The sequence below is a fragment of the Rhodoferax sp. P1_F3 genome (assembly GCF_056405715.1).
In genome coordinates this window covers 209,125-235,077 of record NZ_JBFUBO010000002.1, presented here as the reverse complement: position 1 = coordinate 235,077, position 25,953 = coordinate 209,125, and the positions used below count along the sequence as shown (strand labels likewise).

28 protein-coding genes are annotated in these 25,953 nt (G+C 64.6%); 14 read left to right on the top strand and 14 right to left on the bottom strand.

The window, feature by feature from the left end; genetic code table 11:
- Positions 1–75 precede the first annotated feature (75 nt).
- The gene (locus AC1DZ5_RS03780) at positions 76–1,908 is read left to right on the top strand and encodes a M48 family metallopeptidase (RefSeq protein WP_477886202.1); all 1,833 of its coding nucleotides are present in this window, start codon (positions 76–78) and stop codon (positions 1,906–1,908) included.
- On the opposite strand, the gene speD is transcribed toward AC1DZ5_RS03780, so the two are convergent.
- Positions 1,892–2,296, bottom strand: coding sequence for an adenosylmethionine decarboxylase (gene speD, locus AC1DZ5_RS03775; RefSeq protein ID WP_477886200.1), 405 nt, complete (start codon positions 2,294–2,296; stop codon positions 1,892–1,894). The genes AC1DZ5_RS03780 and speD overlap by 17 nt on opposite strands.
- A gap of 12 nt (positions 2,297–2,308) precedes the next feature.
- Positions 2,309–3,430 (bottom strand): NADH:flavin oxidoreductase/NADH oxidase, encoded by a 1,122-nt coding sequence (locus AC1DZ5_RS03770; RefSeq protein ID WP_477886198.1) that lies wholly within the window; start codon positions 3,428–3,430, stop codon positions 2,309–2,311.
- Between the two features lie 133 nt (positions 3,431–3,563).
- Here AC1DZ5_RS03770 and tkt point away from each other — a divergent pair, with 133 nt between their 5' ends.
- Positions 3,564–5,642, top strand: a complete 2,079-nt coding sequence (gene tkt / locus AC1DZ5_RS03765) for a transketolase (RefSeq protein WP_477886197.1) — start codon at positions 3,564–3,566, stop codon at positions 5,640–5,642.
- 47 nt (positions 5,643–5,689) lie between these two features.
- Positions 5,690–6,688: a type I glyceraldehyde-3-phosphate dehydrogenase gene (gap, locus tag AC1DZ5_RS03760; protein WP_477886195.1), complete on the top strand. Its 999-nt coding sequence runs from the start codon at positions 5,690–5,692 to the stop codon at positions 6,686–6,688.
- 57 nt (positions 6,689–6,745) lie between these two features.
- Here gap and AC1DZ5_RS03755 read toward each other — a convergent pair whose 3' ends face one another.
- Positions 6,746–7,468, bottom strand: a complete 723-nt coding sequence (locus tag AC1DZ5_RS03755; protein WP_477886194.1) for a Crp/Fnr family transcriptional regulator — start codon at positions 7,466–7,468, stop codon at positions 6,746–6,748.
- 102 nt (positions 7,469–7,570) lie between these two features.
- On the opposite strand from AC1DZ5_RS03755, the gene AC1DZ5_RS03750 reads away from it, so the two are divergent.
- The 5 genes from AC1DZ5_RS03750 (at position 7,571) to AC1DZ5_RS03730 (ending at position 10,731) form a co-directional block, all read left to right on the top strand.
- Positions 7,571–8,095: an Mpo1 family 2-hydroxy fatty acid dioxygenase gene (locus AC1DZ5_RS03750; protein WP_477886192.1), complete on the top strand. Its 525-nt coding sequence runs from the start codon at positions 7,571–7,573 to the stop codon at positions 8,093–8,095.
- Positions 8,092–8,955 (top strand): bile acid:sodium symporter family protein, encoded by an 864-nt coding sequence (locus AC1DZ5_RS03745; protein ID WP_477886190.1) that lies wholly within the window; start codon positions 8,092–8,094, stop codon positions 8,953–8,955. Before AC1DZ5_RS03750 ends, AC1DZ5_RS03745 begins: the two co-directional genes overlap by 4 nt.
- A 72-nt stretch (positions 8,956–9,027) precedes the next feature.
- Positions 9,028–9,900 (top strand): EamA family transporter RarD, encoded by an 873-nt coding sequence (gene rarD, locus AC1DZ5_RS03740; protein WP_477886188.1) that lies wholly within the window; start codon positions 9,028–9,030, stop codon positions 9,898–9,900.
- An 84-nt stretch (positions 9,901–9,984) separates the two neighbouring features.
- Positions 9,985–10,191: a YgaP-like transmembrane domain gene (locus tag AC1DZ5_RS03735; RefSeq protein WP_477886186.1), complete on the top strand. Its 207-nt coding sequence runs from the start codon at positions 9,985–9,987 to the stop codon at positions 10,189–10,191.
- Between the two features lie 21 nt (positions 10,192–10,212).
- The gene (locus AC1DZ5_RS03730; RefSeq protein WP_477886184.1) at positions 10,213–10,731 is read left to right on the top strand and encodes an RNA polymerase sigma factor; all 519 of its coding nucleotides are present in this window, start codon (positions 10,213–10,215) and stop codon (positions 10,729–10,731) included.
- 74 nt (positions 10,732–10,805) lie between these two features.
- On the opposite strand, the gene AC1DZ5_RS03725 is transcribed toward AC1DZ5_RS03730, so the two are convergent.
- A complete protein-coding gene (locus tag AC1DZ5_RS03725; RefSeq protein ID WP_477886182.1) occupies positions 10,806–12,320 on the bottom strand; it encodes a PglL family O-oligosaccharyltransferase in 1,515 nt (504 codons plus the stop codon).
- Entirely contained in the window at positions 12,317–13,198 is an 882-nt protein-coding gene (locus tag AC1DZ5_RS03720) for a LysR substrate-binding domain-containing protein (RefSeq protein ID WP_477886180.1), read from the bottom strand. Before AC1DZ5_RS03720 ends, AC1DZ5_RS03725 begins: the two co-directional genes overlap by 4 nt.
- A gap of 105 nt (positions 13,199–13,303) precedes the next feature.
- Here AC1DZ5_RS03720 and AC1DZ5_RS03715 point away from each other — a divergent pair, with 105 nt between their 5' ends.
- Entirely contained in the window at positions 13,304–13,714 is a 411-nt protein-coding gene (locus AC1DZ5_RS03715; RefSeq protein ID WP_477886178.1) for a tautomerase family protein, read from the top strand.
- Positions 13,715–13,814: 100 nt separating this feature from the next.
- Positions 13,815–14,309, top strand: a complete 495-nt coding sequence (locus AC1DZ5_RS03710; protein ID WP_477886176.1) for a MepB family protein — start codon at positions 13,815–13,817, stop codon at positions 14,307–14,309.
- Between the two features lie 9 nt (positions 14,310–14,318).
- Here AC1DZ5_RS03710 and pdxR read toward each other — a convergent pair whose 3' ends face one another.
- Positions 14,319–15,773, bottom strand: coding sequence for a MocR-like pyridoxine biosynthesis transcription factor PdxR (gene pdxR / locus AC1DZ5_RS03705; RefSeq protein ID WP_477886174.1), 1,455 nt, complete (start codon positions 15,771–15,773; stop codon positions 14,319–14,321).
- A 112-nt stretch (positions 15,774–15,885) separates the two neighbouring features.
- Between pdxR and AC1DZ5_RS03700 the strand changes: the two genes are divergently transcribed.
- Entirely contained in the window at positions 15,886–16,536 is a 651-nt protein-coding gene (locus AC1DZ5_RS03700) for a pyridoxamine 5'-phosphate oxidase family protein (RefSeq protein ID WP_477886172.1), read from the top strand.
- Positions 16,537–16,568: 32 nt separating this feature from the next.
- Positions 16,569–18,173, top strand: a complete 1,605-nt coding sequence (locus tag AC1DZ5_RS03695; RefSeq protein ID WP_477886170.1) for an EAL domain-containing protein — start codon at positions 16,569–16,571, stop codon at positions 18,171–18,173.
- Positions 18,174–18,179: 6 nt separating this feature from the next.
- On the opposite strand, the gene AC1DZ5_RS03690 is transcribed toward AC1DZ5_RS03695, so the two are convergent.
- The 6 genes from AC1DZ5_RS03690 to AC1DZ5_RS03665 all read right to left on the bottom strand — a co-directional run bounded on the left by AC1DZ5_RS03690 (position 18,180) and on the right by AC1DZ5_RS03665 (position 22,290).
- Positions 18,180–19,061: a hypothetical protein gene (locus tag AC1DZ5_RS03690; RefSeq protein ID WP_477886168.1), complete on the bottom strand. Its 882-nt coding sequence runs from the start codon at positions 19,059–19,061 to the stop codon at positions 18,180–18,182.
- Between the two features lie 14 nt (positions 19,062–19,075).
- Positions 19,076–19,480: a 5-carboxymethyl-2-hydroxymuconate isomerase gene (locus AC1DZ5_RS03685; RefSeq protein WP_477886166.1), complete on the bottom strand. Its 405-nt coding sequence runs from the start codon at positions 19,478–19,480 to the stop codon at positions 19,076–19,078.
- A gap of 62 nt (positions 19,481–19,542) precedes the next feature.
- A complete protein-coding gene (locus AC1DZ5_RS03680; RefSeq protein WP_477886164.1) occupies positions 19,543–20,979 on the bottom strand; it encodes a DHA2 family efflux MFS transporter permease subunit in 1,437 nt (478 codons plus the stop codon).
- Complete coding sequence (locus AC1DZ5_RS03675; RefSeq protein ID WP_477886162.1) at positions 20,976–21,329, bottom strand: GFA family protein; 354 nt, start codon at positions 21,327–21,329, stop codon at positions 20,976–20,978. Before AC1DZ5_RS03675 ends, AC1DZ5_RS03680 begins: the two co-directional genes overlap by 4 nt.
- 4 nt (positions 21,330–21,333) lie before the next feature.
- The gene (locus tag AC1DZ5_RS03670) at positions 21,334–21,858 is read right to left on the bottom strand and encodes an SRPBCC family protein (protein ID WP_477886160.1); all 525 of its coding nucleotides are present in this window, start codon (positions 21,856–21,858) and stop codon (positions 21,334–21,336) included.
- A 21-nt stretch (positions 21,859–21,879) separates the two neighbouring features.
- Positions 21,880–22,290 (bottom strand): VOC family protein, encoded by a 411-nt coding sequence (locus tag AC1DZ5_RS03665; protein WP_477886158.1) that lies wholly within the window; start codon positions 22,288–22,290, stop codon positions 21,880–21,882.
- 99 nt (positions 22,291–22,389) lie between these two features.
- On the opposite strand from AC1DZ5_RS03665, the gene AC1DZ5_RS03660 reads away from it, so the two are divergent.
- Positions 22,390–23,034 carry a TetR/AcrR family transcriptional regulator gene (locus AC1DZ5_RS03660; protein ID WP_477886156.1) on the top strand — a complete coding sequence of 215 codons (645 nt, stop codon included), beginning with the start codon at positions 22,390–22,392 and terminating at the stop codon, positions 23,032–23,034.
- Positions 23,035–23,077: 43 nt separating this feature from the next.
- On the opposite strand, the gene AC1DZ5_RS03655 is transcribed toward AC1DZ5_RS03660, so the two are convergent.
- Complete coding sequence (locus AC1DZ5_RS03655; protein ID WP_477886154.1) at positions 23,078–23,671, bottom strand: TetR/AcrR family transcriptional regulator; 594 nt, start codon at positions 23,669–23,671, stop codon at positions 23,078–23,080.
- 122 nt (positions 23,672–23,793) lie between these two features.
- On the opposite strand from AC1DZ5_RS03655, the gene fabF reads away from it, so the two are divergent.
- Entirely contained in the window at positions 23,794–25,074 is a 1,281-nt protein-coding gene (gene fabF, locus AC1DZ5_RS03650; protein ID WP_477886152.1) for a beta-ketoacyl-ACP synthase II, read from the top strand.
- Positions 25,075–25,078: 4 nt separating this feature from the next.
- Here fabF and AC1DZ5_RS03645 read toward each other — a convergent pair whose 3' ends face one another.
- The gene (locus tag AC1DZ5_RS03645) at positions 25,079–25,942 is read right to left on the bottom strand and encodes a PA4780 family RIO1-like protein kinase (RefSeq protein ID WP_477886149.1); all 864 of its coding nucleotides are present in this window, start codon (positions 25,940–25,942) and stop codon (positions 25,079–25,081) included.
- Positions 25,943–25,953 lie beyond the last annotated feature (11 nt).

Genomic DNA, 25,953 nt, shown 5'->3' with positions numbered 1-25,953 from the left:
GCCCCCTAGAATTTACGCGGGAGGCTGCACGACAGGGTGTGGCTGGATACAACACAGATAAACAGGCCTGCATCCATGAATTCAGACAACGCACTGCGCAGCCAGCTGCTCAAGGTCCTTTGCTTTGCGGCACTGGCGCTTTTTCTTATCCCCGCGCTGACCTACGGCTTTGTCCGTTACGCCACCCACCAGGACGATGTGGAATTCCAGCATTCAGTGGAAGAACGTGTCTACGCGGACACCACGGCCTCCAGTGAGGAGAAGGAAGCGCAAATCGCCTTCTACCGCCAGCGGCCGCCCTCCACCATCTGCGACAACCGCGAGCCCGATGCGCAGCGCTACCGAGAGGCCGTCTGCGAGCCGTTTGGCGAGGTCTGGCAGTTCTATCTGGTGCGCCAGGTCGCGGGCTGGACCCTGGTGGCTGGGGTGGTTGTCTTGCTCGCGATTGCGGCACTGGGTGCGCTGGCGTTTGGAAACCGCAAGCTGCAGTACGGCAGCTTTGTGGTGGGCTGGCGCTTGATGATGCTGGCCAGTGCGGCCGCGGTGGTGGTGCAGGGCGCTGCGCTGGTGTGGCTGTCGTTCTGGGTGACGGCTTTTTTCTTCCACAAGTACTACCTCAAGCTGATCCTCATTGCCGGCCTGCTGGCGCTGGGGGCGATGTGGGTGGTGGTCATGAAGATTTTCCAGCGCGTGGCGCTGAACAACGCGGTGGAGGGTGAGGTGGTGACCGAGGCCGACGCCCCCTTGCTGTGGCGCCGCATCCGCCACATGGCAGCGCGCCTGAAGACAGCGCCACCCGACCACATCGTGGCCGGCATAGACACCAATTTCTTTGTCACCGAGACCCCGCTCACTGTGGGCCAGAAGACCTTGCAGGGGCGCAGCCTGTTCGTCAGCATTCCGCTGCTGCGCGTGCTGAGCCTGCAAGAGGCCGACGCGGTGCTGGGCCACGAATTGGCGCACTTCCGCGGCGGCGACACGCGCAACAGTGCGCGGCTAGGCCCTAAGCTGCAGCAGTACGACCACTACATGCACGGCCTGGGCGAAGGCGGTCTGGCGTTCGTGGTGGTGCCATTTATGCAGCTCTACCGCATGGTGTTTCAGCTCGCGCTGTCGCGCGACAGCCGGGCGCGCGAGTTCAAGGCCGACCGCACGGCCGCCAAGCTGGTATCGCCGCAGGGCATTGTGCAGTCGCTCATCAAAATCGCGGCCTACGACCATTACCGCTCCAACACCGAACGCACGCTGTTTGAAAGCGACCGCAAACTCGACGGCGCGCTGGGCATTGGGCAGACTGTGGCGCAAGGCCTGCACCCCTATGCGGCGTCGGACGATTTCTTTGATGACATGCGCACGGCCCACGTGCCCCACCCGTTTGACAGCCACCCGCCCATCGCCCAGCGCATGCGCCATGTGGGCCACGTTGTGCCGCCAGACAACTACGGCGCCATCGTCCGCGAAACGCCCACCACCACCTGGGCCGATGAGATCCTCACAGCGGTGGACATTGAACAGCGCCTATGGGCGCAGTACGAGGCCCAGTTCGCCCAGAACCATGAGCAAACCCTAGCCTACCGCTACGAGCCGGCCAACGACGAAGAGCGTCAACTGGTGCTCAAGTACTTTCCGCCGGTGGTGTTTGTGCTCAAAAACAAGGCCTCCATCGAGGTCAACTACAGCGGCATCGCCGCCGATGGCGAAGACTTGCTGCCCTGGGACAGCGTCAAGTCCCTGCAGTACAAGGAAAGCAGTTTTGGCGACAGCCTCATCGTCACCCTGCATGAAAAAGGCCTGTTAGGTGCCAAGACCACCAAGCTTCCCCTGGCGGGCCTGGGCAAACAAAAAGACGCGTTCAATGCCGCCGTCAGCCATTATTGGCGCCGCCACCAGATCATGCGGGCGCAGTAGCTTGCGAGGGCTGCGGCAGCGTGCCGCGTTGCAACTGGTGCTGCTCGACATGCTCCGCATCAAACAGCTGCAGCAGCGTGGCCAGCAGGGCATGGGCCTTGGCCGAGTGGTCGCTGCCCATGTTGCACACATACACATCCAGCGTGACCGCGCGTTGCTCAGGCCAGGTGTGCACGCACAGGTGCGACTCGGCCAGCAGCACCGTGGCGGTCACGCCGCCTGGGCCTTGGTCTGTGGCGGGGAAGGCGTGCGTCACCTGGGACACGGCTTGTAGCCCGGCCGCTTGCACGGCGCGCACGCAGAAGCCGACCAGCGGGTCGGCGTCGGTCAGCCAGTCCATCGCACAGCGGCAGCCATGCAGATCGGCGGTGAGGTGCAGTCCTTGCATGTGGGAGCCCGTTCAGCGCCCGCCCACCGCTACCTTGCCAAACGCGTGTTGCGCTTCGCGCGGCAGGCTGCGCCAGTACACCGGGTTGGCCTGCACCTCGCCGCCCAGCGCGGCGGCGGCCTGCCAGCCCCAGCGTGGCTGGTACAGAAAGGCGCGTGCCAGGCCCACCAGGTCGGCCTCGCCGCTTTGCAGAATGGCTTCGGCCTGGTGCGGTTCCGTAATCAGGCCCACGGCGATGGTCAGCAGGCCGCTGGCCTCGCGAATCTGTCGGGCAAAGTCCACCTGGTAGTTGGGCCCCAGCGCGATCTTTTGCTGGGGTGACACGCCACCGCTGGAGACATGGATGAAGTCGCAGCCCAGGGCTTTGAGTCGCTTGGCAAACTCGGCGCTCTGGTGCACATCCCAGGCGCCTTCCACCCAGTCGCTGGCCGAGAGGCGCAGGCCCAGCACCCCGTCAAAGACCGCGCGCACGGCGGCAAACACTTCCAGCGGAAAGCGGGTGCGGTTTTCGAAGTTGCCGCCGTAGGCGTCATGGCGCTGGTTTGCAATGGGGGACAAGAATTCATGCAGCAGGTAGCCGTGCGCGCTGTGGATCTCGATGGCTTCAATTCCCATGCGGTTGGCGCGGCGGGCGGCCTCGACAAAGGCTTTTTTGATACGTTCCATGCCGGCAACGTCGAGTTCGGTGGGTGGCGCTTCGCCGGACAATTGCGGCAGCGCTGAAGGGCCAAAGGTCTCCCAGCCGCCTTCTTCTTTCGTCATCAGCTGGCCGCCTTCCCACGGGAGATGGCTGGAAGCCTTGCGCCCCGCGTGGGCGAGCTGGATGCACACCGGCACCTTGGGGGCCAGCTTGCGTGCGCGGCTCAGCTTGTCAGCCAGCGCCGCTTCGGTGCGGTCGTCCCAAAGGCCCAGGCAGGCCGGGGTAATGCGGCCCTCGGGCAGCACGCCCGTGGCTTCGACGGTGAACAGGCCGGCGCCGCTGTTGAGCAGATTCGCCCAGTGCATCAGGTGCCAGTCGGTGGCTTCGCCGTTGACGGCCTGGTATTGGCACATGGGCGCGATGACGATGCGGTTGGGCAGTGTGAGGCCACCGCGGGGCGACGGCAGGGTAAGGGGGGTGAAAAGCAGGCTCATACATAAAAGCATAGCCCAAGGGTCAAATTCCGTGCGGTACCGCCGTGTAACGTCCCTTTGGCGCAGCCCGGTAAAATCGGGGGAGTTTCACCCTTCTCGCCGTTTTCCAACCTTACCCCGGAGTTGCCCCCGCATGGCCCCCACCCCCAATACCAAAGACATGGCGAATGCCATCCGCGCACTTGCCATGGACGCCGTCCAACAAGCCAACTCGGGTCACCCCGGCGCCCCCATGGGCATGGCAGACATGGCCGTAGCGTTGTGGGGTGATCACCTGAGCCACAACCCGACCAACCCCGCGTGGCTGAACCGCGATCGCTTCATCCTGTCCAACGGCCACGGCTCCATGCTGATCTACGCGCTGTTGCACCTGACCGGCTACAAGCTGCCCATGGCCGAGCTGAAGAACTTCCGCCAGCTGCACAGCAAGACCGCGGGCCACCCCGAGTTCGGCATCACCCCCGGCGTGGAAACCACCACCGGCCCCCTGGGCCAGGGCATCACCAATGCCGTGGGCTTTGCCTTGGCTGAAAAGCTGTTGGCCAAAGAGTTCAATCGTGAAGGCCACACCGTGGTGGACCACCACACCTACGTGTTCATGGGCGACGGCTGCCTCATGGAAGGCATCAGCCACGAAGCCGCCGCACTGGCCGGCGCCTGGAAACTGGGCAAGCTGATTGCGCTGTACGACGACAACGGCATCTCCATCGACGGCCAGGTTGCCCCCTGGTTCATCGACAACACCGCCCAGCGTTTTGTGGCCTACGGCTGGAACGTCATCGGCCCGGTGGACGGCCACGACGCAGCCGCCGTGTCGGCTGCCATCGCGCAAGCCAAGGCGGGCACCGACAACCGCCCCACGCTGATCATCAGCAAGACCCACATCGGCAAGGGCAGCCCCAACCGTGCCAACACCTCCAAGGCCCACGGCGAGCCTCTGGGTGCCGAAGAAATCAAGCTCACACGCGAAGCCATTGGCTGGAGCCACGCGCCCTTCGTCATCCCCAAAGAGGTGTATGGTGACTGGGATGCCAAGGAAAAAGGCAAGGCCGCCGAGGCCGCCTGGAACGAGAAGTTCGCCGCCTACAAGGCCGCCTTCCCTGAGCTGGCCAAGGAACTGCTGCGCCGCATGAAGGGTGACCTGCCCAAGTCCTTTGTGCAAACCGCGGTGGACACCGTGATTGCCGCCCACCAAAAGGGCGAAACCGTGGCCAGCCGCAAGGCCAGCCAGCTGGCACTCGAATCCTTCACCGCCGCATTGCCCGAGCTGCTGGGCGGTTCTGCCGATTTGACTGGTTCCAACCTGACCAACACCAAGAGCACGCCCAACCTGCGCTTTGACGCGCTGACCGGCGCCGTGGTGACCAACGAAGCCGGCCAAGGTGGCCGCCACATCAACTACGGTGTGCGCGAATTCGGCATGGCCGCCATCATGAACGGCGTGGCGCTGCACGGTGGTTTCATCCCTTACGGTGGTACCTTCCTGACCTTCAGCGACTACAGCCGCAACGCCATCCGCATGGCTGCGCTGATGAAGCTGCGCGTGGTGCACGTGTTCACCCACGACTCCATCGGTCTGGGCGAAGACGGCCCCACCCACCAGTCCATCGAACACGCCGCCAGCCTGCGCCTGATCCCGAACCTGGATGTGTGGCGCCCAGCGGACACAGCAGAAACCGCCGTGGCCTGGACCGTGGCTCTGCAAAACAAGGCCAAGCCCACGGCCCTGCTGCTGAGCCGCCAGAACATTGCCTACATCGCCAAGACAGACTCTGCCGATGCGCCCAATGCATCCGGCCTGGACGCGATCAGCAAGGGCGCCTATGTGCTGTCCGAGCCGTCCGACGTGGGCCTCAAGAAGAAGACCCAGGCCGTGATCATTGCCACCGGTTCCGAAGTGCAATTGGCCATCGCTGCGCAAAAGCTGCTGGCAGAGCGCAAGATTGCGGTGCGCGTGGTGTCCATGCCTTCCACCACCACGTTTGACCTGCAAAGCAGCGAATACAAGTCTGCGGTTCTGCCCGCCGGCCTGCCGCGCGTGGCGGTGGAAATGGGTTCCACCGGTGGCTGGTGGAAATACGGCACGGCTGCCGTGGTGGGCCTGGACACCTATGGTGAGTCCGCCCCTGCGCCCGTGCTGTTCAAGCACTTCGGCTTTACCGCCGAGAACGTGGCGGACACCGTACAGACGGCTCTGACCCGCAAGGCGTAAACAGACCTCTGGTTTTTGGTTCGACATTTTTTTGAAGAGAGAAGCACATGACTATCAAGATTGGTATCAACGGTTTTGGCCGCATCGGCCGCATGGTGTTCCGCGCCGCCATCCAGAACTTCAACGACGTAGAAATCGTCGGCATCAACGACCTGCTGGAGCCTGACTACCTGGCCTACATGCTGCAGTACGACAGCGTGCACGGCCGCTTCAAAGGCGATGTGTCCATCGACAACGGCGCCCTCATCGTCAACGGCAAGAAGATCCGCCTGACCCAAGAGCGCGATCCTGCCAACCTGAAGTGGTCTGAAGTCGGTGCCGACATCGTGGTTGAATCCACCGGCCTGTTCCTGACCAAGGAAACCGCGCAGAAGCACATCGACGCGGGTGCCAAAAAGGTCATCCTGTCGGCTCCCTCCAAGGACGACACCCCCATGTTCGTTTACGGCGTGAACCACACCACCTACAAGGGTGAGGCCATCATCTCCAACGCGTCCTGCACCACCAACTGCCTGGCTCCCCTGGCCAAGGTGATCCACGACAAGTTCGGCATCAAGCGCGGCCTGATGACCACCGTGCACGCCACCACCGCCACGCAAAAGACCGTGGACGGTCCTTCCAACAAAGACTGGCGCGGCGGCCGCGGCATTCTGGAAAACATCATTCCTTCCAGCACTGGCGCTGCCAAGGCCGTGGGTGTGGTGATTCCTGAACTGAACAAGAAGCTCACCGGCATGTCCTTCCGCGTGCCCACCAGCGATGTGTCCGTGGTCGACTTGACCGTGGAACTGAACACCTCCGCCACGCTGGCTGAAATCAATGCCGAGTTGAAAGCGCAATCCGAAGGCGCGCTGAAGGGCGTGCTGGGCTACACCGAAGACAAGGTGGTGGCCACCGACTTCCGTGGCGACAGCCGCACCTCCATCTACGACGCCGAAGCCTCCATCGCCCTGGACGGCACCTTCGTCAAGCTGGTGAGCTGGTACGACAACGAATGGGGTTACTCCAACAAAGTGTTGGAAATGGCTCGCGTCGTCGCCAAGTAAGCACCGCAACAGACCTCGGTCTGTGCCAAGCCCGCACCCGCAGGGGCGCGGGCTTTTTTATTGGCACAGCGCGCGCAGTGCTGGCAGGTCCAGAATTTCCAGTTCACCACGCTGGATGCGCAGAATGTGTCGGCCCTTGAGGTCGTTGAGGATCTGGTTGGTGGTCTGGCGCGACACCCCAATCATCAGCGCCAGCTCTTCCTGCGTTACGGCCAGCACACGCTGGGTGCTGCCGTCCTCGGTGCGTTGGCCGTAGCCCTGGGCCATGCCTACCAGGCGGCGTGCCAGGCGCAGTGGGGCGCTCAGCACGGTTTGTTCTTCCATGCTCACAAAGGCCATGCGCAGCTTGTCGGCCATCAGCACGGCCAGATCGCGCCAGTGCGCGGGGTGGGCTTGCAGCCAAGCCAGAAGTTCTTCATGCGGTACTTGCAGCAGCGTGCAGGACTCGGCCGCATGGGCATGGTGAGTACGTGCCGATCCATCAAACACCGAGATTTCGCCAAACCACTGCGGCGGCGTCAGCATCACCAGCAGGGCCTCGCGCGCGTCATTGCGCACGCCGCTTTGACCCGAGATGCGTATGGCGCCCGACACCAGCGCATACAGGCCGCAGGGCGGGCTGTCGCGCAGGAACAGGGCGTCACCGGTTTGCAGCGTGCGCAGCTTGGCCATCTGCAGCAGGGCTTGGGCAAATTCGGCGGGCAGCTGGGCGAACCAGCGGCCGGACTGCAGCACGGCCAGGTAACGCGAGAGGTGGGGCAGGGCGGACAGGTCGGGCATAGTGGTTTGTACGGATGACGCGCGTTGTGTCGGGTACCTGACAGACGCAGGCGCAAGGCTAGGCGGATCATGGCGCTTCGTCAATACAAGAAGGAGACCCACATGAAAACCCTGACCGACCACCTCACGCAGTACGCGGCCTACCACCAGGACCCGCGCAACGTCGCCACCCACTTTGTGGGCATTCCCCTGATCGTGCTCGCCGTCACCATTTTGCTGGCCCGCCCTGGCTGGATGCTGGGCAGCTTCGCCATTACGCCGGCCGTGGTGCTGGCGGTGCTTTCCGCGGTCTTCTACCTGCGGCTGGACCTGCGCTTTGGCCTGGTCATGGCCGCGCAGATGGCCGTCAGTGTCTGGCTCAGCCAGTGGTTTGCCGCGCAGTCCACCACGGTGTGGCTGGCCTGGGGCATAGGTCTGTTTGTGGTGGGTTGGGCCATCCAGTTTCTGGGCCACTACTACGAGGGCAAGAAGCCAGCCTTTGTGGATGACCTGGTGGGTCTGCTGGTGGGCCCGCTATTCCTGACCGCTGAAACGGCGTTCTACCTGCACCTGCGCCTGGACGTGAAGGCCGAGATGGATCGCCGCCTGGGCGTGGCGCCCGCCCACGCCGCTGGTGCGGCTGCATGAGCTTCACCGCCCTGCTGCCCGCGCTGCTGCTGGTGGCGCTGGCCCTGGTCATGTTCGGCCTGGGCCTGTCTTTGTCGGTGGAGGACTTCCGCCGCCTGCGCGAGCATCCGCGTTCCGTGTTGCTGGCGTTGGCACTGCAAATGTTCCTCTTGCCCGGTGCGGCCTACCTGCTTATTCGGGTGATGGGCATTGAGCCGGTGTTTGCCGTAGGCCTGATGCTGCTGGCGGCTTCGCCCGGCGGCGTGTCGGCCAATCTGTTCAGCCATTTGTTTGGCGGCAATGTGGCCATGAACATTTCGCTCACCGCCATCAACACAGTGCTCTCCATCGTCAGCCTGCCGCTGATTGCCAACTGGGCTATCGCGGCCTTTGTGCAGTCGGGTCAGGTGGTGCCGCTGCAGTTTGGCAAGGTGTTTGAGGTGGTGGGCGTGATCCTGGTGCCCGTGGCCATCGGCATGCTGGTGAGCAGCCGGCAGCCCACCTTTGCGCTGCGCATGGGCCAGCCCATGAAGGTGTTCAGCGCGCTGGTGCTGGCGGCGTTCTCCGCCATTGCCATCGTCAAGGAGTGGTCGGCGCTCAGTGCCTCGTTTGCCAGTCTGGGCCCGCTGGTGCTGGCCTTCAATCTCGTGAGCCTGCTGTGTGGTTATTACCTGTCGCGCTGGGCGGGGCTGAACAAGGGCATGGCCACGGCCGTGAGCTTCGAGATTGGCATCCATAACTCCACGTTGGCCATCTTCATCGCGCTGTCGGTGTTGGGCAACCTGCAGCTGGCGCTACCCGCCGCTATTTATTCGGTGAGCATGTACCTCACGGCCACGCTGTTTGGACTGCTGGTGCTGCGGAGCAAGCCTGCAGGCTGAAATCGACAATGGACCGGTGGGCAGGCCGGGTAAGCTAGCGACCCGGCCTTTCAATCCTCTCCTGTCCTTCCCATGCAACTCGGCGTTTTGTACGCGGCCCTGGCCTACACGGCCTGGGGCCTGTTCCCCATCTTTTTCAAACAGCTGGCCTCGGTCAACGCCTTGGAGGTGGTGATGCACCGCACCGTCTGGTCGCTGGTGTTTCTACTCGGCGTACTGGCCGTGCGCCGGCACTGGGCCTGGCTGCGTCCCGTGCTGCGCAGCCCGCGTGTGCTGGGCGCGTTTGCGCTGTCGGCCGTCCTGCTGGCGGCCAACTGGTCCACCTATGTGTGGGCGGTGCAAAACGCCCATGTGCTGGACGCCAGCCTGGGCTACTTCATTCTGCCGCTGGTGAATGTGGCGTTGGGCTTTGTGTTCCTGCACGAGCGCCCGCGCCCCGGCCAGTGGCTGGCTGTGGCAGTCGCGGCGGCTGGGGTGCTGTGGCTCACTGTGCAGGCCGGGCGCGTGCCTTGGGTGGCGCTGGTGCTGGCCCTCACCTTTGGCTTCTACGGCCTGCTGCGCAAGGTGGGCGCCCTGGGTGCTCTGGAGGGGCTGACGCTGGAAACCCTGGTGCTGAGCCCCGTGGCCGCCGGGTTGCTGGCCTGGTGGTCCTGGCAGGGCCAGGGCGCGCTGGTGCAGGGCGATGCCACCACGCTGGGCTGGCTGTTGCTGGCCGGGCCGCTCACCGCCGTGCCGCTGTTGCTGTTTGCCGCAGGCGCGCGGCGCGTCAGCATGTCCACCATGGGCATCCTGCAGTACATCTCGCCCAGCCTGCAGCTGCTGCTGGGCGTGTGGCTGTATGGCGAGGTCTTTGCATCGGCCCGTGCCCTGGGCTTTTGCCTAATTTGGGCGGCGCTGGGGGTGTATGGCCTGGAAGGTTGGTGGAACAGCCGCCAGCAAAAATAATTGCAGTGCCGCGAATCCAAACCCTTGCAGCCCGCCTCTTAGGAGGTGGGAATGTTCCCAAACCCTGAATCAAAGGAAACTGCAATGTCTGCCTGGTATGTCAAAAATGTCCCCATGGGGGAGCGCGTGGTGCGGGTCGTGGTGGGATTGGGTGGTGCCGTGGCTGCTGTGCTGCTGGTGCCCGGTGTCATGGGCTGGGTGGCGGGTGCCAGCGTGGCTGGCCTGGCGCTGACCGGGCTGGTGGGCTTCTGCCCCATGTGCGCCATGGTGGGCCGCAAGCCCGTGGGCTGACGCACAGCCGTGAGCAACGCCATGACCTCCGCCGCCAGCCAGCAGGTGCTGGTGTCGGCGCACGCGGGCGACCCTGGGGCGCTGGATGTGCTGCTGCGCGTGTGCCGGCCCGACGTGCGGCGCTACGCACAGCGGCATTGCCTGGTCAGCGATGTGGACGACGCGGTTCAGGAAGCGCTGATGGTGCTCTCGCGCAAGCTGCACTCGGTGCGCACGCTGGCGGCGTTCTCGGGCTGGCTGTTCCAGGTGGTCAAGCGCGAATGCCGCCGCCTGGGCCGCCTGGCCATTGCCTACGACCCCTGGGACGAGGCCGCGGTGGACGCCTGGGCCGCGCGCCACAGCGACGACGCGCTGCGCATGGACCTGGTGAGTGCGCTGCAGTCGCTGCCGCCGCAGTACCTGGAAGTGATTTTGCTACGCGACTTCGAAGAGTTGTCGATTGCCGAAATCGCGGCCCAGTTGGGCCTGACGGCTGCCGCGGCCAAGAGCCGGCTGCACCGCGCCCGCACGCTGACACGAGAGTATTTGCTAGCAGATTAGGAGTCAAACAGGTCTCTAGCCCGCGTGGAATATGCGCGAACAGCTACTAAATCAGTAGCAATTTTCTAAACCCATCAGAGCTCATTGGGGTACACGGCCAGCGCCTGGGCGCGGATGCGCTGGGTGATAGCGTTCTCGCGGCCCAGCATGCGGGCGCTCTCCAGCAGGGCGGCAATGACCTTGGGTTCGGGCGAGAAGCGCAGCGTCTCCAGCGCGCCCGCATACAGCGCGGCTGCGTTCTCCGGAGTGGGCGGCGTGGTGGTTACTTCGGCAAACAGCACCTCGTTGCGGAACAGCCAGGAGCCGCGTACCTTCTCTAGCGTGTCTTCGCGGTAGGCCTCGGCGCGCAGCGTGGGGGGCAAGAAAAGTTGGCTGACCCGCGCATAGTCCCAGCCGGCGTAGGCCAGCAGGGGCAACGCGCAAGCGGCCAGCGCGGTCACCGTGGCGGCGCGCATGGGGTGCGCAGGTGCCGGCGCACGGCGCGTGTCCCACAGCAGCCACAGGCACAGGCCGACGGCCAATTGGAAGGGGCCGTACCACAGCGGATACTCCAGCAGACTGTGCAGTCCGATGATGGCCAGACCGGCCCAGGCCAACTGCCGTGCGGTTTGTGTCTCGCGCCAGGGCTTGGCCCAAGCCACGGCGCCCAGCACGGCCGCACACAGCAGCAGCGCAGCAGGCAGACCCAGCTCTACGGCCAGGTGCAGGGGCAGGTTGTGCGCGTTGTCCAGAATTTCGCAGAAGCGTTCTCCTTGGTAGGGGTGGATGAAGTGGGCAAACTTCAGCCCGCCCCAGCCCCAACCCAGCCAGGGCTTCTGGGCGATCAGCTCAACGACATTGCGCCACAGCACCGTGCGGTCCGCACAGCCCGAGTTTTCCTGAAACCGCTCCAGCACGCCCAGGCTGGGGCCGTCACCCAGATGGCCGGATGACGCGGAGATGTTGGGCAGCAGCAGCGCCGCCGTGAGGTACAAGCCCAGTGCCAGCGCGCTCCAGCGCAGCGTGGCGCGCTGGCCATTGCGCTCCCACAGCAGGCTTAAGGCCACGATGAGCACCCACTGCAGCGCCCCGGTGCGTGAGCCACTGGCCGCGTTGCCCAGCGCTAGCAATACCAGCGCCAGCGCAATGGCACCCAGGCGCAGCCGCCGGTGGCCTGCCCCTGCATGCTCCCCCGCCAGGTACAGCAGGGCCAGCAGCCCCAGCGAGGTGAGCGAGGCAAACTGGTTGCGCTGGCGCAGGTTGGCATAGGCCTGGCCCAGGTCGGCCGCGTTGATCCAGGGCGCCGTGCGCACATCGGCCAGGCCAAAGTACTGCAGCAGCCCGGCCACGGCACTGAGCAGCGCCGCCAGCAGCCAGGCGCCTGCCACGGCGTGGGCCAGGGCTCTGGCCGAAGGCTGCCCCCAGGCGCCGCAGCACAGCAACACCACAGCACACAGCCCAGACAACAGCGTTTGCACCATGGCCGGGTTGGGCCCCCAGGTGAAGGGATTGATCCAGGGCAGCACGATGGCCAGTGCCGACACCCACGCCCAGATGCTTGGGCGGATCAATGGGATGTGCAGCGGGAGCGGGGCAGTGTTCGGCGTCATGGTGTTTGCAGGGCGTGTGTTTGTGCCGACTGGGCCTGCAGCCAGCTGCAAAACAGGTCCAGCTTTTGGTTGCGCTCGGCTCGCCGTTTGGCCACGTATTGGTAGCCACTGGGGCAAAAACCCAGCGGTGCCAGCAAGCGTCCGGCCTCTACATCGTCGGCCACCAGGTGCCAGGGCGCTATGCACACGCCCAGGCCCGCGACTGCCGCTTGCAGCGTGAAGTAGTAGTGCTCATACGCCGGGCCACTGGGCGCGGGTAGCGCGCAGCCCTGCGCCTGTGCCCACATGGACCAGGCGTTCAAGCGGGTGCTGGACTGCAGCAGGGTGTGTTCAGCCAGGTTGGCCGCAGTGCGCAAGGGGATGCGCGCTACCAGTGCCGGTGCCAGCACGGGCCCCAGCAGTTCAGGGAACAGTGGCAGCCCGGTTCGGACATCTTCTTCCACCGTGATGGAGAGGTCACAGCGCGTGCGCTCTAGGTCTGCGGCGGTGTCCGAGGTGCGCAACCGCACCTCGATGTAGGGGTGGCGGGCATTGAAATCAAACAAACGCGGAATCAGCCACTTCACCATGAACGTGCTGAAGCAAGCCACGTCCAGCGTGCCTGTGGCACTGTCGCTCACCGCTTTTACGGCGGCCTCCATGCGGTCGAGTGCGGCTGACAGTGCTGGCAGCAGGCTGTGTCCGGCAGGGGTGAGCTGCGGTTTGTTTTTGGAACCTTCAAACAGGCGCTGCCCCAGGTGCTGTTCCAACAACTGCACTTGGCGGCTGATGGCGCCGGGCGTGACTGACAGCTCGTCGGCCGCGGCCGTCATGCGGCCCAGCCGCGCCGCCGCCTCAAAGGCGCGCAGCGCATTCAGCGGTGGCAAGTGGCGTGTCATTACTTGAGTTTATGTCACATAGATGAAAAACAAATATCGCTTTTCTTTTGACTAATTGGTTTTCAAAATCCAGTTTTCATCCATCTATTTTTGAGAAAAAATCATATGCCGTTCATCCGCACCAACCTTCCACAAGACACCAGTCCTGCACAGCAACAGGGCATTGTGGAAGGCATTCACCAAGCACTGGTGGACAGCATTGGCATGCCGCAAGACGAGCTCTTCAACCTGGTGACGCCCTACGCACCTGGCCAGTTTTGGTTCAGCCGTACCTTCAACGGGGGAGCGCGCTCGGACAGCATGGTGGTTATAGAGATCACGATGCGACGTGGCCGTAGCGACGCCATGAAACGCGCCCTGTACGCCGCCATCGCCCACAACCTGCAGCAGCGTGCCGACGTGGCGCCGCAAGACGTGTTCATCTTCACCCACGAAAACGACTATTCCGATTGGTCGGTGGGGGAAGGGTTGTTTGCCATGGCCCTGGTGCAACAACCGGGCTCGGCCCGCGGATGACCGTTATCAGCGACGCCCATGCGGTGACGAAGGGCTGTGGTGCGCGGGACGTGGAGCATATGCCTGTATTGTCCAAACTTTCTCAACGCACTTTCCTCCCATGCACCCCGACCTGCTTCTTGCCGATACCCAGCTCTACCAACCCCTTGGGTGGGAGTGCAGCACCCCGCAGGCCGAGGCCGAGAGTGCCGACTACGGTGCCTATGCGCTCGCCGTGGCGGGCTTGCGCGTGCGCTTTCGCGCGGCCAAGATCACGCCCACCAAGGTGGGCCAGTTCGTCACGCTGTGGCAGCGCGTGGGCAAAGGGCCGATTCAGCCCTTTGACATGGCCGACCCGGTGGACTGCTGCGTGGTCAGCGTGCGCCGTTGGGCGCAGGTGGGGCAGTTTGTGTTCCCCATGGCGGTGCTGCGCCAGCACGATGTGGTGTCGGTGAACGGCCAGGGTGGCAAGCGCGCCCTGCGGGTCTATCCGCCCTGGGACACCACCACTAGCCGCCAGGCAGAAAAAACCCAGCAGTGGCAGCAGGACTGCTTTGTGGACCTGTCGGGTGCTGCGGTCGATCTGGCGCGTGCCCGGCGCCTGTATGGCTTGTAGCCGCAGGGTCTAGCGCCGCCCGCGCACCACGGCCGCCAGCGTGGCCACCAGCGTCTCCATGGTTTCGGCAGGCACCTGCGCATAGCCCAACAGAAAGCCGCGCCAGGGCTGGTGCCGTGTGCCCACCGCATGCAGGCTCAGCGCAGGCGCCACGATGCCGCGCTGCATCAGCCGCTCGCTCATGGCCACATCGTCTGCTTGGAGGTCGTGCAGGCGCAGCGCCAGGTGCATGCCGGCCGAGCCGCCGTGCACCGTGGCCACATCGCCCAGTTGCTGCTCCAGCGCAGCTACCAGCGCGTCGCGCCGCTGCCGGTACAAGCGCCGCATGCGCCGCAAATGCAGGCTGAAGTGGCCGCTGCGCATGAACTCGGCCAGTGCCAGTTGGTCGGCCGTGCGCCCGCGTGGCGCTGCGCGCGCCAGCAGGGCGGTCAGCGGTTCGGCCAATGCGGCCGGCACCACCACAAAGCCCACACGCAGCGCAGGAAACATGGTCTTGCTGAAGGTGCCCAGGTACAGCACGGGCGCATCGGCCGCCAGGCCCTGCATGCAGGACAGCGGCGGCCCTTCGTGGCGAAACTCGCTGTCGTAGTCGTCCTCGATGATCAGGGCAGCCGCATTGCGCGCTTGGGCAATCAGCGCCATGCGCCGCTCCAGACTCAACACGCTGCCCACCGGGTACTGGTGCGAGGGGGTGACGTAAATCAGCTTGGGCCGGTGGCGCAGCCAGTCGCTGGCCAGCGGCGCCAGGCCTTCCTCGTCCACCGCAATGCCAATGGGCTTGAGCTGCGCCCCGCGGAACGCGGCCAGTGCGCCCTGGTAGCCGGGGTTCTCTATCCACACCTTGTCGCCGGGGTCGGCAAACGCGCGGGCCACCAGGTCCAGGCTGCTTTGCGTGCCATCGGTGATGAACACCTGTGCACTGTCCACCAATGCGCCGCGTGCCACGCGCAGGTGGTCGGCAATGGCGGTGCGCAGCGCCAGCTCGCCGGCCGGGTCGGCATAGTTCAACTGTGCGGGCCGTAGCGCGCGCCAGGCCCGGTCCAGCAGGCGGCGCCACAGCGTGATGGGAAAGCTGCCCAACGCAGGCACGCCGGGTGCAAACGCCACCGACATCTCGGACCCCGGCAACGCCGGCAGCCCCTGCGTGCGCCGTGACAACCCGGTGCGCAGCGCCGGGGCTGCGGCCCGTGGTGGCTGCACCACTGCCAGCGAGGCCACCACGGTGCCGCGTCGTGCGGGCTGCACAAAGCCCTCGGTGGCCAGCTGGTCATAGGCGTAAAGCACGGTGTTGCGCGACACACCCAGCTCCAGCGCCAGCGCGCGGCTGGCCAGCAAGCGCGTGCCACTACCCAGCGTGCCGTTGCGGATGGCACCGCGCAGGCACTCGTGCAGCTGGCGTTGCTGCGGCCAGCGCGCGTGCGTGGTATCGGTCTGAAAACGGCTGAAGAGCAGCTGGTAGTCCATGGGGGTCTAAATCGTGGTTCTAAAAAATAGCGTATTCGTGGATCTAAATTTGGAACCACATTTGCCCTACATTCTGCGCTCGCTTCACCCTCCATACCTTGAAAGGAACCCCGTGCCAGACACCGCCGCCCAGGCCCCTACCGACCGCACCCGCGTGCGCCGCATTGCCGAGAACGCGCACTACGACCGCGCCACCCTGCATGCCATCATCGACGCCGCCTACCTGTGCCACCTGGCCTTTGCGGACGAGAAGGGCACCCATTGCATCCCCATGGCCTGCTGGCGTGAAGGCGAGTACCTCTACATCCACGGTTCCAACGGCGGGCGCCTGCTCAAGCTGCTGCAAAAGGGCACGCAGGCCTGCGTCACCATCACACACCTGGACGGCCTGGTGCTGGCGCGCTCCGCGTTTAACCATTCGATGAACTACCGCTCGGCCATGGTCTACGGCGTGTTTGAGCGCGTGGAAGACAAGCGCGCCGCGTTGGATGCCTTCATGCAGCACCTGGCCCCCGGCCGCCAGCACGAGGCCCGCCCCGGCAGTGACAAAGAATTTGCGGCCACCACCGTCATGCGCATCTCGCTGCACGAGGCCGCCTGCAAAGTGCGCAGCGGCGGCCCGGTGGACGACGAGGAAGATATGGCGCACCCGGCCTGGGCCGGCGTGCTGCCCTTTGCGGTGATGCCTATGCCACCCGTGGTGGACCCGGTGTGCGACATTGCCCCTCCGGTCTATGTGCAGGAGTGGACCCACAGCAAATGACACAGGGCCCGGGGAATCCTCCATAATTTCCCATGCCCTTTTCTTCCACGTCCCAGCACCCGGTGTCCTTCACCCGAGTGCTGGGACGGCATCCCACACTGGTGGGTGCCCTGTGCGGTTCTGCCCTGGCCTTGGCGCTGGCCGCCGCCGTGCTGCTGCTGGTACTGCAGCTGCGGGTGCAGGAGATCGAGACGGGCCACGCGCAGATCGTGCGCACCATGCAGGTGGTGCAGACCGATGTGCGTGAGGTACTGGATGAACTCAACCAGTCCTACAAACCCGAGTGCTCGCTCGAGAACCTGAACCAGCTGCGCAGCCTGCTGTTCCACCACCGGTATGCGCGTGACATCGGGTTGCTGGACACGCAGCGCCAGCTGTTCTGCAACACCAGCATCGGCCTGTTGGCCGCCCCACAGCCCGCAGGCACCGGTGGTATTGATGGCTCCATTGGCCGCTACTACCTGGGCAGCCTGCTGCAGCTCTCGCAGGGTACTTTCTCCACCACCGTGGTGGAGCGTGGCCACTTCCAGGTGGCCATGGAGCCCAACGCCACGCGCGACGTCTGGACCCAACATGCAGACGGCGTGTGGGCGGGCGCAGGCAATCAGCGCACCCAGGTGTTCAAGGGCCGCAAAGCCCTGCTGACCGAGCCCATGGTGGCGGCTGACACACCGCACCTGCAGTTCGACGGTGTGCGCGGGCTGGTGCTGGTCACCACCACCGAGCCTGGGGTCAGTCCCATCTCTGCCCAGTCCGTCATTGCCCTGTGGTCGCTGTACCAGGCGCATTTGGCGTTGCTGGTGGCAGCCGCCTGTGTGTGCCTGCTGCTGGGGTTTTTGACCAGCGATGTGGTTCGCCGGCGCTGCCGGCATTACCAGTCCATGGAGTACCGCATCCATGATCTGTGCAGCGCCGCCAACCTGGAGTGCCACTACCAACCCATTCTGGAGCTGGCCACGGGCCGCACCGTGGGCTGCGAAGTGCTGGCGAGGCTGCGCGATGGCGGCACCCTGGTCTACCCCGACCAGTTCATCCCCGCGCTGATGCGTCAAAAGCTGGGCTGGACATTTGATGCCGCCGTCAGCAGCACCGCACTGCGCGAACTCGGGGCGGCGCTTCCCGCACAGCAGAGCGGCTTCAAGGTGGCGCTCAACTTCTTTCCGCACAACCTGCAGCGCGACGCCATCCACAACCACCTGCAAGCCCAGCTGCACACCCTGCGCCGCAGCGACTTGCAGGTGGAGCTGGAGGTGACCGAGTACAACTTCTCGCCCGACATCGTGCCGCACCTGCAGCGCCTCAAGGCAGATGGCTACCTCATCGCACTGGACGACTTTGGCACCGGTTATTCCAACCTGGGCATGGTGAAAAAAGTGGCGCCCGACTTCATCAAGATCGACAAGTCGTTTGTATTCGAGATGGAAGACGTCACGCTGCGCTCCAGCCTGATTCCCGAGATCATTGGCATTGCCAAAGCGGTGCACAGCCAGGTGATTGCCGAAGGCATTGAAACTGCCGCCCAGGCCGCGCAGCTGCGCACACTGGGGGTGGAGTACGGTCAAGGTTATTACTTTGCTCGGCCTATGCCGCTGCAGCAGTTTTTGGCCTACCTGCAGACGCAGCTTATGGCGCCCTGAGCAGCACTAACGCGTGTCGCTGGCCCAGCAGTTGTTTTCGGTGCGCAGGTCGTTGTTCACCCAGTATTCGTTGCCTCCGGTCAGCTTGAACACACCGCCCAGGCTGGCGGCATTCACCACCTTGTAACCGGCCCCCAGCGCCTGGGCGCAGGCGGCATCGACCGCGCTGCGGGTGGCAAACTGGTTGCCCCGGAAGTCGTCGCTGGTGGCGCTCACGTCCAGATGCCGGCTGTTGCCCTCATCCACCGTGCGGCCACAGGCCAAGGGTCGAGGTGTCACACAGCTTTGCGGTTTGACGCACTGAAAGCCGCAGTGGTTCAGGTCCGCGGCGTTGGCCGGTACCACCACCACACTGCCCGCTGCTGCGCCAGTCGGCAAATCGACACCGGATGCACTCTGCACTGCGGGCAGGTTCTGCAGCGCCTGGGCGTTGGCCTGGAGCTGCGCAGGAATGTCAGCGTCTGCCTTTAGTGTTTCGCCTTGGCAAAAGCGGCCCACCTGCACGGGTGATGTGGCACTCACGCAGTCGTAAAAAATACCGGTTGCTGAGCGTACCAACGGCACATAGCGCAGCTGCACCTTGCGGCCGTCCACGGTAGCGTCCAATTCCACCAGCAAGGTGGTGTCGGGTTGCAAAACCCAGCTCTTCACGCCACTGTTTTGTGGAATGGCCGGTAGTGTTACATCGCCAGGCAGGGCCAGCTTCTTGTGCCGCAAAAAATACTCGGCCAAAGGCTGCATCAGCGCACCGCCATGGGTGGCTGACCAGTCCGCGTAGCGGTCCAGATTGATACGTGCTTTTTCTCCACCCAGGCGCGACCAGCTGAAGAAAATCAGCAAGGGCACGGCCACTGCCAACAGCAAACCCCATCCGCGCATCCGGTTCATGGTGTGGGGCCCAATCAAACTTTATTGAACAGCGGATGCAATGTGCTGTGCTTGCCGTCGTACACCTCGGTGCCCTCGTCAATTTGCAGCGTGATGCCCAGGGGCTTGTGTGCCAGCAGTGCGGCAAAGTGCGCGCCCACAGCTGCTGTCAATGCATCACCAATCTGTTTGTGCACCGCAGCGCTACGCCCGCGCGCAATGCGCAAGTTCAGGTAGACAAAGCCATAGTCCCCATTGCCATCGGCCACCGCGCTGTGCGCTGCAGGGTAGGCCAGCACGCGCACGCCCCCAGTGGGGAAGACCTGCTTTCCGGACTCGTCCCGCTGCGCCAACATGGTGTCGGCCATCGTGCGGCACAGGGCAGACATGTCGGTTTCGCGGTCCAGGTTGGCGGTGTACAGAATGACCAGATGGGGCATGGATGGCTCTCAATGGTTTGTGGCCACCGATAGTAAAGGCTGCCTGCTACCCTGTGCGAAACCTAGTGTGCGCTTGTTGCGGTGGCCGCCTCAATCGTCTTGGGCCGCAGCCCAACCCCTAGCACTGCCGCCGCCAACCCGCACCCCGCCCCCAGCAAAAACGCCAGTTGGTAGCCGCCGTTCAACGCCTCGGCCGCACTGGCACCGCTACTGCGCAAAGTGTCGGTGCGGGCGTCGGCCAGGCTGGCCAGCACGGCCAAACCCAGGGCGCCGCCCATCATGAACGCGGTGTTCACCACGCCGGATGCCAGGCCCGATTGTTCGGGGCCCACATCGTCCATGGCCACTAGCAGCAAGGGGTTGAGTGCCATGCCCGCGCCCAGGCCCAACAGCAACATGCCTGGAATGACATCGCGCCACATGTCGCCGTTCACTGGTGCCCGCGCAAACAGCGCCAACCCCACCGCCGCCAGCAGCAGGCCCAGGCACAGCGGCACACGGATGCCCCAGCGCATCACCATCTTGGCCGACAGCCCCAACGAGAACATCGCCATGAGCAGGTTGGACGGTAGAAAGGCCAGCCCCACCTGCATGGCGCTGTAGTTCAGCACCAGCTGCATATACAGCGCCGACACAAAGAACGAGGCAAACATGGCCGCCGCCCACAGCACACCAATGCCATTGGCTATTGACAGGTTGCGCAGTCGGAACAGGCCCAGCGGTACCAGCGGCGCCTGCACGCGTGACTCGATGGTGACGAAGGCGATGAACAGCAGCACCGCAGCACCCAGCATGCCCAGGGTTTGCAGCGTGGTCCAGCCCACGGCATTGCCATTGACGATGGCGTACACCGCCAGCATCAGCGACAGCGTGACCGTGAGAGCCCCCGCCACGTCTAGCCGCGGACGTTGTATGGGCGGGGTGTCCTGGGGCAGCAGCGCCAGGCTGGCCGCGCAGATAGCTACCCCCACCGGCAGGTTCACCAGAAACACCCAGTGCCAGCTCAGGCTGCTGGTGAGTACGCCGCCCAGCAGCACCCCCAGGCTGCCACCACCCGCGCACACAAAGCCGTACACGCCCATGGCCTTGGCGCGGTCTTGCGGCTCGGTGAACAGATTCATGATGAGCGACAGCGCCACCGCCGAGACCACCGCGCCGCCCACGCCCTGCACTGCGCGCGCCGTCACCAGCAAGCCCTGTGAATTCGCCAGCCCACAGCCCAGCGAGGCGAGTGTGAACAGCACAATGCCCGCGACAAACAGCTTGCGCTGCCCGTATAAATCGCCCAGCCGCCCGCCCAGCAGCATGAGGCCGCCAAAGGTCAGCATGTAGGCGTTCACCACCCACACCAGCGCGGTCTCGCTGAAGCGCAGGTCGGCCTGGATGGAGGGCAGGGCCACATTCACGATGGTCGTGTCCAGCACGATCATCAGTTCGCCCAGGCACAGCAGCACCAAAGCCGACCAGCGCTTGTGCGCCAGCGGGTGCGCCGCGCTCACAGCGCGCGTCCGTTGTGGTGGTGCACGGGAATGTCGTACACGTCTACCCCTTCCAGGCAGCGGATATTCACCGCCGCCATCGCCGTGCCGTCCGGCCCTACGGCTTCGCCAAACGGATGCATGCCGCAAGTGGGGCAGAAGTAGTGCTGGATCACGTGCTTGTGGAAGGTGTAGCTGCGCATGGCCTCTGCAGGTGTCAGCAGGCGCAACTGGGCGCGTGGCACAAACCACATCAGCGTGCCCTTGCGCTGGCAGATGGAGCAGTTGCAATCGGTGGCGCCGGTCAGTTCGCCCTCCACCTCAAATGCGATCTGCCCGCAGTGGCAGCTCCCTTGGTACGTCTGGTTCATGCGTCTATCCTTGTTGCTCCACCACGGTTTTCAGTTGGGCCAAGCCCACCGCGAAGTCTTTGCCAATCATGGTGTCCAGGTTCAAAAAGATGCCCATGACCTTGTGCACTAAGCGGTGTTTGTCGTCCAGGCTCCAGGTCACCCGTGTGCCATCGCCATCGGGGGTTAGGCTGAAGGTGGCCACATTGCGTCCCTCGAACGGTTTGATCATGTGCAGGTCAAACACCAGCAGCTGTGGTGGTTGCGCTTCACGGATGCTGATTTCGCCTTGCCCCACCTGTTTGTTGCCCTCCCATGCGTAGCGGGCCCCTACACCGGCGGTGCTGCCGCTGTAGGTCTTCTTCATCGCGGGGTCCTTGTTGTAGGGCGTCCAGGCATCCCAGCGGTGCAAGTCGTTGATCAGCGGAAAGATCGCATCAGGCGGCGCGCTGATGCGGACCGAGCGCTCCACATGGAAGCTGTCTGGCTTGGTCGACGCATACAGCAGCACGCCCAGGACGAGGACGGCAATGGCGAAAACAATGAGCATGGGTTCCCTCCTGTATCTCTGTCAGGGCGCAATCACCATCCAGCCCACGCCAAACTTGTCTTCCAGCATGCCAAAGGCGGGTGACCAGAAGGTCTTGCCCAATGGCATCTTGACAGTGCCACCCTGGGCCAGCGCCTGGAATGTGCGTTCGGCCTCGGCTGCGTCGGCCACACCCAGTGACAGCGTAAACCCCTTGAAGCTGGGTTGCATATCGCTGTTACCGTCTGACACCATCAGGCTGGTATCGCCGATGCGCAGGTTGGCATGCATGATCTTGTGCTCAAACCCCGCGGGTATGGCCCCGGGCGGGGGTGGATCGGGAGCTTCGTTCATGCGGATCTGGTAGGTCACTTCGGCGCCCAGTGCCTGCTGGTAGAAGGCAATGGCTTCCTCACAACGGCCATTGAAAAACACATAAGGTTCAACTTTCATGGGGATCTCCTGGGTAGTCAAACAGGGAGGCGGCATCAATTGTGTACACCGTCCACAAAGAATAGCAAAGATAATGGACACTGTCCACATGTGATCGCCATGCCTCCATCTGCCTCCCCGCCTGCCCGTGAAACCTACCGCCATGGCGACCTGCGCCGCGCCCTGCTCGACGCCGGCATTGCGCTGGCGCGCGAGGGCGGCCCCGCCGCCGTGACGCTACGCGAAGCCACGCGCCGTGCGGGCGTGGCGCCCAATGCCGCATACCGCCACTTCGCCAGCCAGCAGGTGCTGCTGCAGGCAGTGCGCGCCGCAGCCCTGCAGGCCGTCGCCAAGTCCATGGAAGACGAACTGGCCACACTGCCCGCCGACCTGTCTGCCGCCGACCACGCGCGTGCCAGCGTGCGCGCCGTGGGCACCGGCTACCTGCGTTTTGCGCAGACCGAGCCGGGCCTGTTCCGCACCGCGTTTGCGCCGTCCGACAAGCTCATCCAGGCTACGCCCGAGCTGCCCACGGCCGGCCCCAGTGGGCGCAACCCGTATGAGCTGCTGTGCGACGCGGTGGACCAACTGGTGCAGGCCGGTCTGATGCCTGCGGCGCGGCGCCCAGGGGCCGAAATTTTGGCCTGGTCTGCGGTGCACGGCCTGGCCCTGCTGGTGGTGGATGGCCCGCTGGCCGCGCCCGTAGGCCCACACTTCCACCAATTCGGTCAGCGGTTGCTGGATATGGTAGAAAAAGGCCTCTAGCCCCCGTCAACATTGCGCAAGGGGCTCCAATTTTTGTAGCAATTCAGGCGTTGACGGGCCACGCCATCATGGCCAGTTTCACCACCCGGTGCAGCGCCTTGCGCGGTGCGCCGCCCGCCGCCTGTACCGCCAGGCCCTGGAACAGCGTGCCCACATAGCGGGCAAAGTCCGCCACATCCACCGCGCTAGCGAACTCACCGTCTGCCTGCGCTTGTTTCAGCCGTTCGCGTACCCGGGTTTCTGTGGCTTTGCGGCGCAGCTGAAGCTCTTCGCGAATGGCCGCGCTGTCGGCGCTGCCCACCAGGCAGCCGTGCACCATCAGACAGCCGTGCGGCATGCCCGGCTGGGTCAGGCTGTCCACCAGCGCCAGCAATACCTTTTCAATCCCCACGCGCGCGCTCGGATCGGCCAACAGGTTGCCGGTGAACTCCGCTTGGCGCTCCCGGTAGCGGGCAAAAGCCGTGCGAAACATCTCCTCCTTGCTGCCAAAGGCGGCGTACAGGCTGGGCTTGTTCAGGCCGGTGGCCGCGGTCAGCGTGGCCATGGTCGTGCCTTCAAAACCATGCTGCCAGAACGTCGCCATCACTGTGTCCAGCGTTGCGTCTGCATCAAACCCGCGCGGGCGTCCCATAGCCATAGTTCTGCTTTCAATATGCGATGGCCATATTTTCATACCTTTCGGTAGCTAATCCAGCCGGATTTCGCCCTATGTCACAATCTCGAAGATAAATACCGATTGGTACACATATGGGAATCAACATGCATCCATCTTCGCGCGTCGTCATTACCGGCATGGGCTTGGTCACTCCCTTGGGCTGTGGTGTCGAGGTGGTCTGGCAACGCCTCTTGGGCGGCTCCAGTGGCTTGCAGCGCCTGCCCGACGAGTTCTGTGCTGGGCTGGAGGCCCAGGTGGGGGCCCGCGTGCCCTCACTAGAGGACGATGCCGACGCGGGGCTGGACATCGACCGCGTGGTGCCCGCCAAAGACCGCAAGAAGATGGACCGCTTTATCGTGCTGGCGCTGGCCGCGGCAGAGCAGGCGCTGGCGCAGGCCGGTTGGCACCCCAACGACGCGCACGCGCAGGAGCGCACGGCCACGGTGATCGCGTCCGGCATTGGTGGCTTTCCCGCCATTGCGGACGCCGTGCGCACCACCGACCAGCGTGGCCCCCGGCGCCTGTCGCCCTTCACCGTGCCGTCTTTCCTGGCCAATATGGCGGCGGGCCATGTCTCTATCCGGCACGGATTCAAGGGCCCGATTGGTGCCCCCGTCACCGCGTGCGCCGCCAGTGTGCAAGCGCTGGGCGACGGTGCGCGCCTGATCCGCAGTGGCGAGGCCGATGTGGCTGTGTGCGGTGGCACCGAGGCCACCATCCACCTGGTCACCCAGGCCGGCTTTGCTGCGGCGCGCGCGTTGTCGACCGGCTATAGCGACCACCCAAGCCAGGCCTCCCGTCCGTTCGACAGCGCGCGCGATGGCTTCATCGTGGGCGAGGGTGCGGGCGTGCTGGTGTTGGAATCTTTAGAGCACGCCCTGCAACGCGGTGCCATCCCCCTGGCAGAGCTGGTGGGCTATGGCACCAGTGCCGATGCGCACCATGTGACCTCCGGCCCCGACGACGGCAGCGGCGCAGCGCGCGCCATGCAGCTGGCCCTGGGTCAGGCGGGCTTGCAGCCGGGCCAGGTGCAGCACGTCAATGCCCATGCCACGTCCACGCAGGTGGGCGATGCGGCCGAGCTGGCCGCGTTTCGCACCGTGTTTGCCGGCAGCAGTCCGGCTATTAGCGCCACCAAGTCCGCCACCGGGCATCTGCTGGGGGCCGCAGGTGCGGTGGAAGCCATCTTCACCATCCTGGCCCTGCGCGACCAGATCGCGCCACCCACCCTCAACCTGCACACCCCAGACCCGTTGGCCGAAGGGCTGGACCTGGTGCGGCTGACGGCGCGGCCCATGGCGATGGACTACGCCTTGTCCAACGGCTTCGGTTTTGGGGGTGTGAACGCCAGCCTGGTGCTCAAGCGCTGGGTGGGCGGCGCATAGGCCGCTATGGTGCAGCAGTAGCCATGCGCAGCCGGCGTGCGGCGTCTTCGGCCCGTGCGTCGTCAATCTCGCGCAGCACGGCCTCCATGTCCACATCGGCATTCGCACGCTCGTAGTGGCCCGTCAGCGGCGTCTCGTTGCTTAGCAGGCCGCCCTGGTACAGGCTCCAGATCTCTGGGCCGTAATCGGTCTTCAACAGCGCGGGCGCAAACTGGCCAAAGAAGTCGCGCAGGTTGGCCACATCACGCAGCAGCATGCGCTGGGCATGGTTGTTGCCAGCAGCGTCCACCGCCTGCGGCAGGTCGATGATCACCGGGAAGTCCACGTCATCGGAGCTTGCGAGAAGGATGTTGAACTCCGACAAGTCCCCGTGCACCACGCCCGCACACAGCATGCGCACCACCTCGGCCACCAACGTGGCGTGGTGCTGCAGCGCCTGCTCTGGCGTGAAGGCCACATCGTTCAGGCGCGGGGCGGCGTCACCGTTGGCATCTGTCACCAGCTCCATCAGCAGCACGCCATCGTGAAAGTTATAGGGCTGCGGCACGCGCACCCCTGCGGCGGCCAGGCGGTACAGCGCATCCACCTCGGCGCTTTGCCACGCCGCCTCTTGTTCCTGGCGGCCAAACTTGCTGCCCTTGGCCATGGCGCGGGCCGAGCGCGAGTTCTTTACCTTGCGGTTCTCGGTGTAGTCCACCGCCTGGCGGAAGCTGCGGTTATTGGCCTCTTTGTAGATCTTGGCGCACAGCGTCTGTTCGCCCGAGCGCACCACAAACACCATGGCCTCCTTGCCGCTCATGAGCTGGCGCACCACGGTGTCGATCAGGCCCTCTTCCAGGAGGGACTGCAGTCTGGGGGGAGCTTTCATGGCCTGCCGCG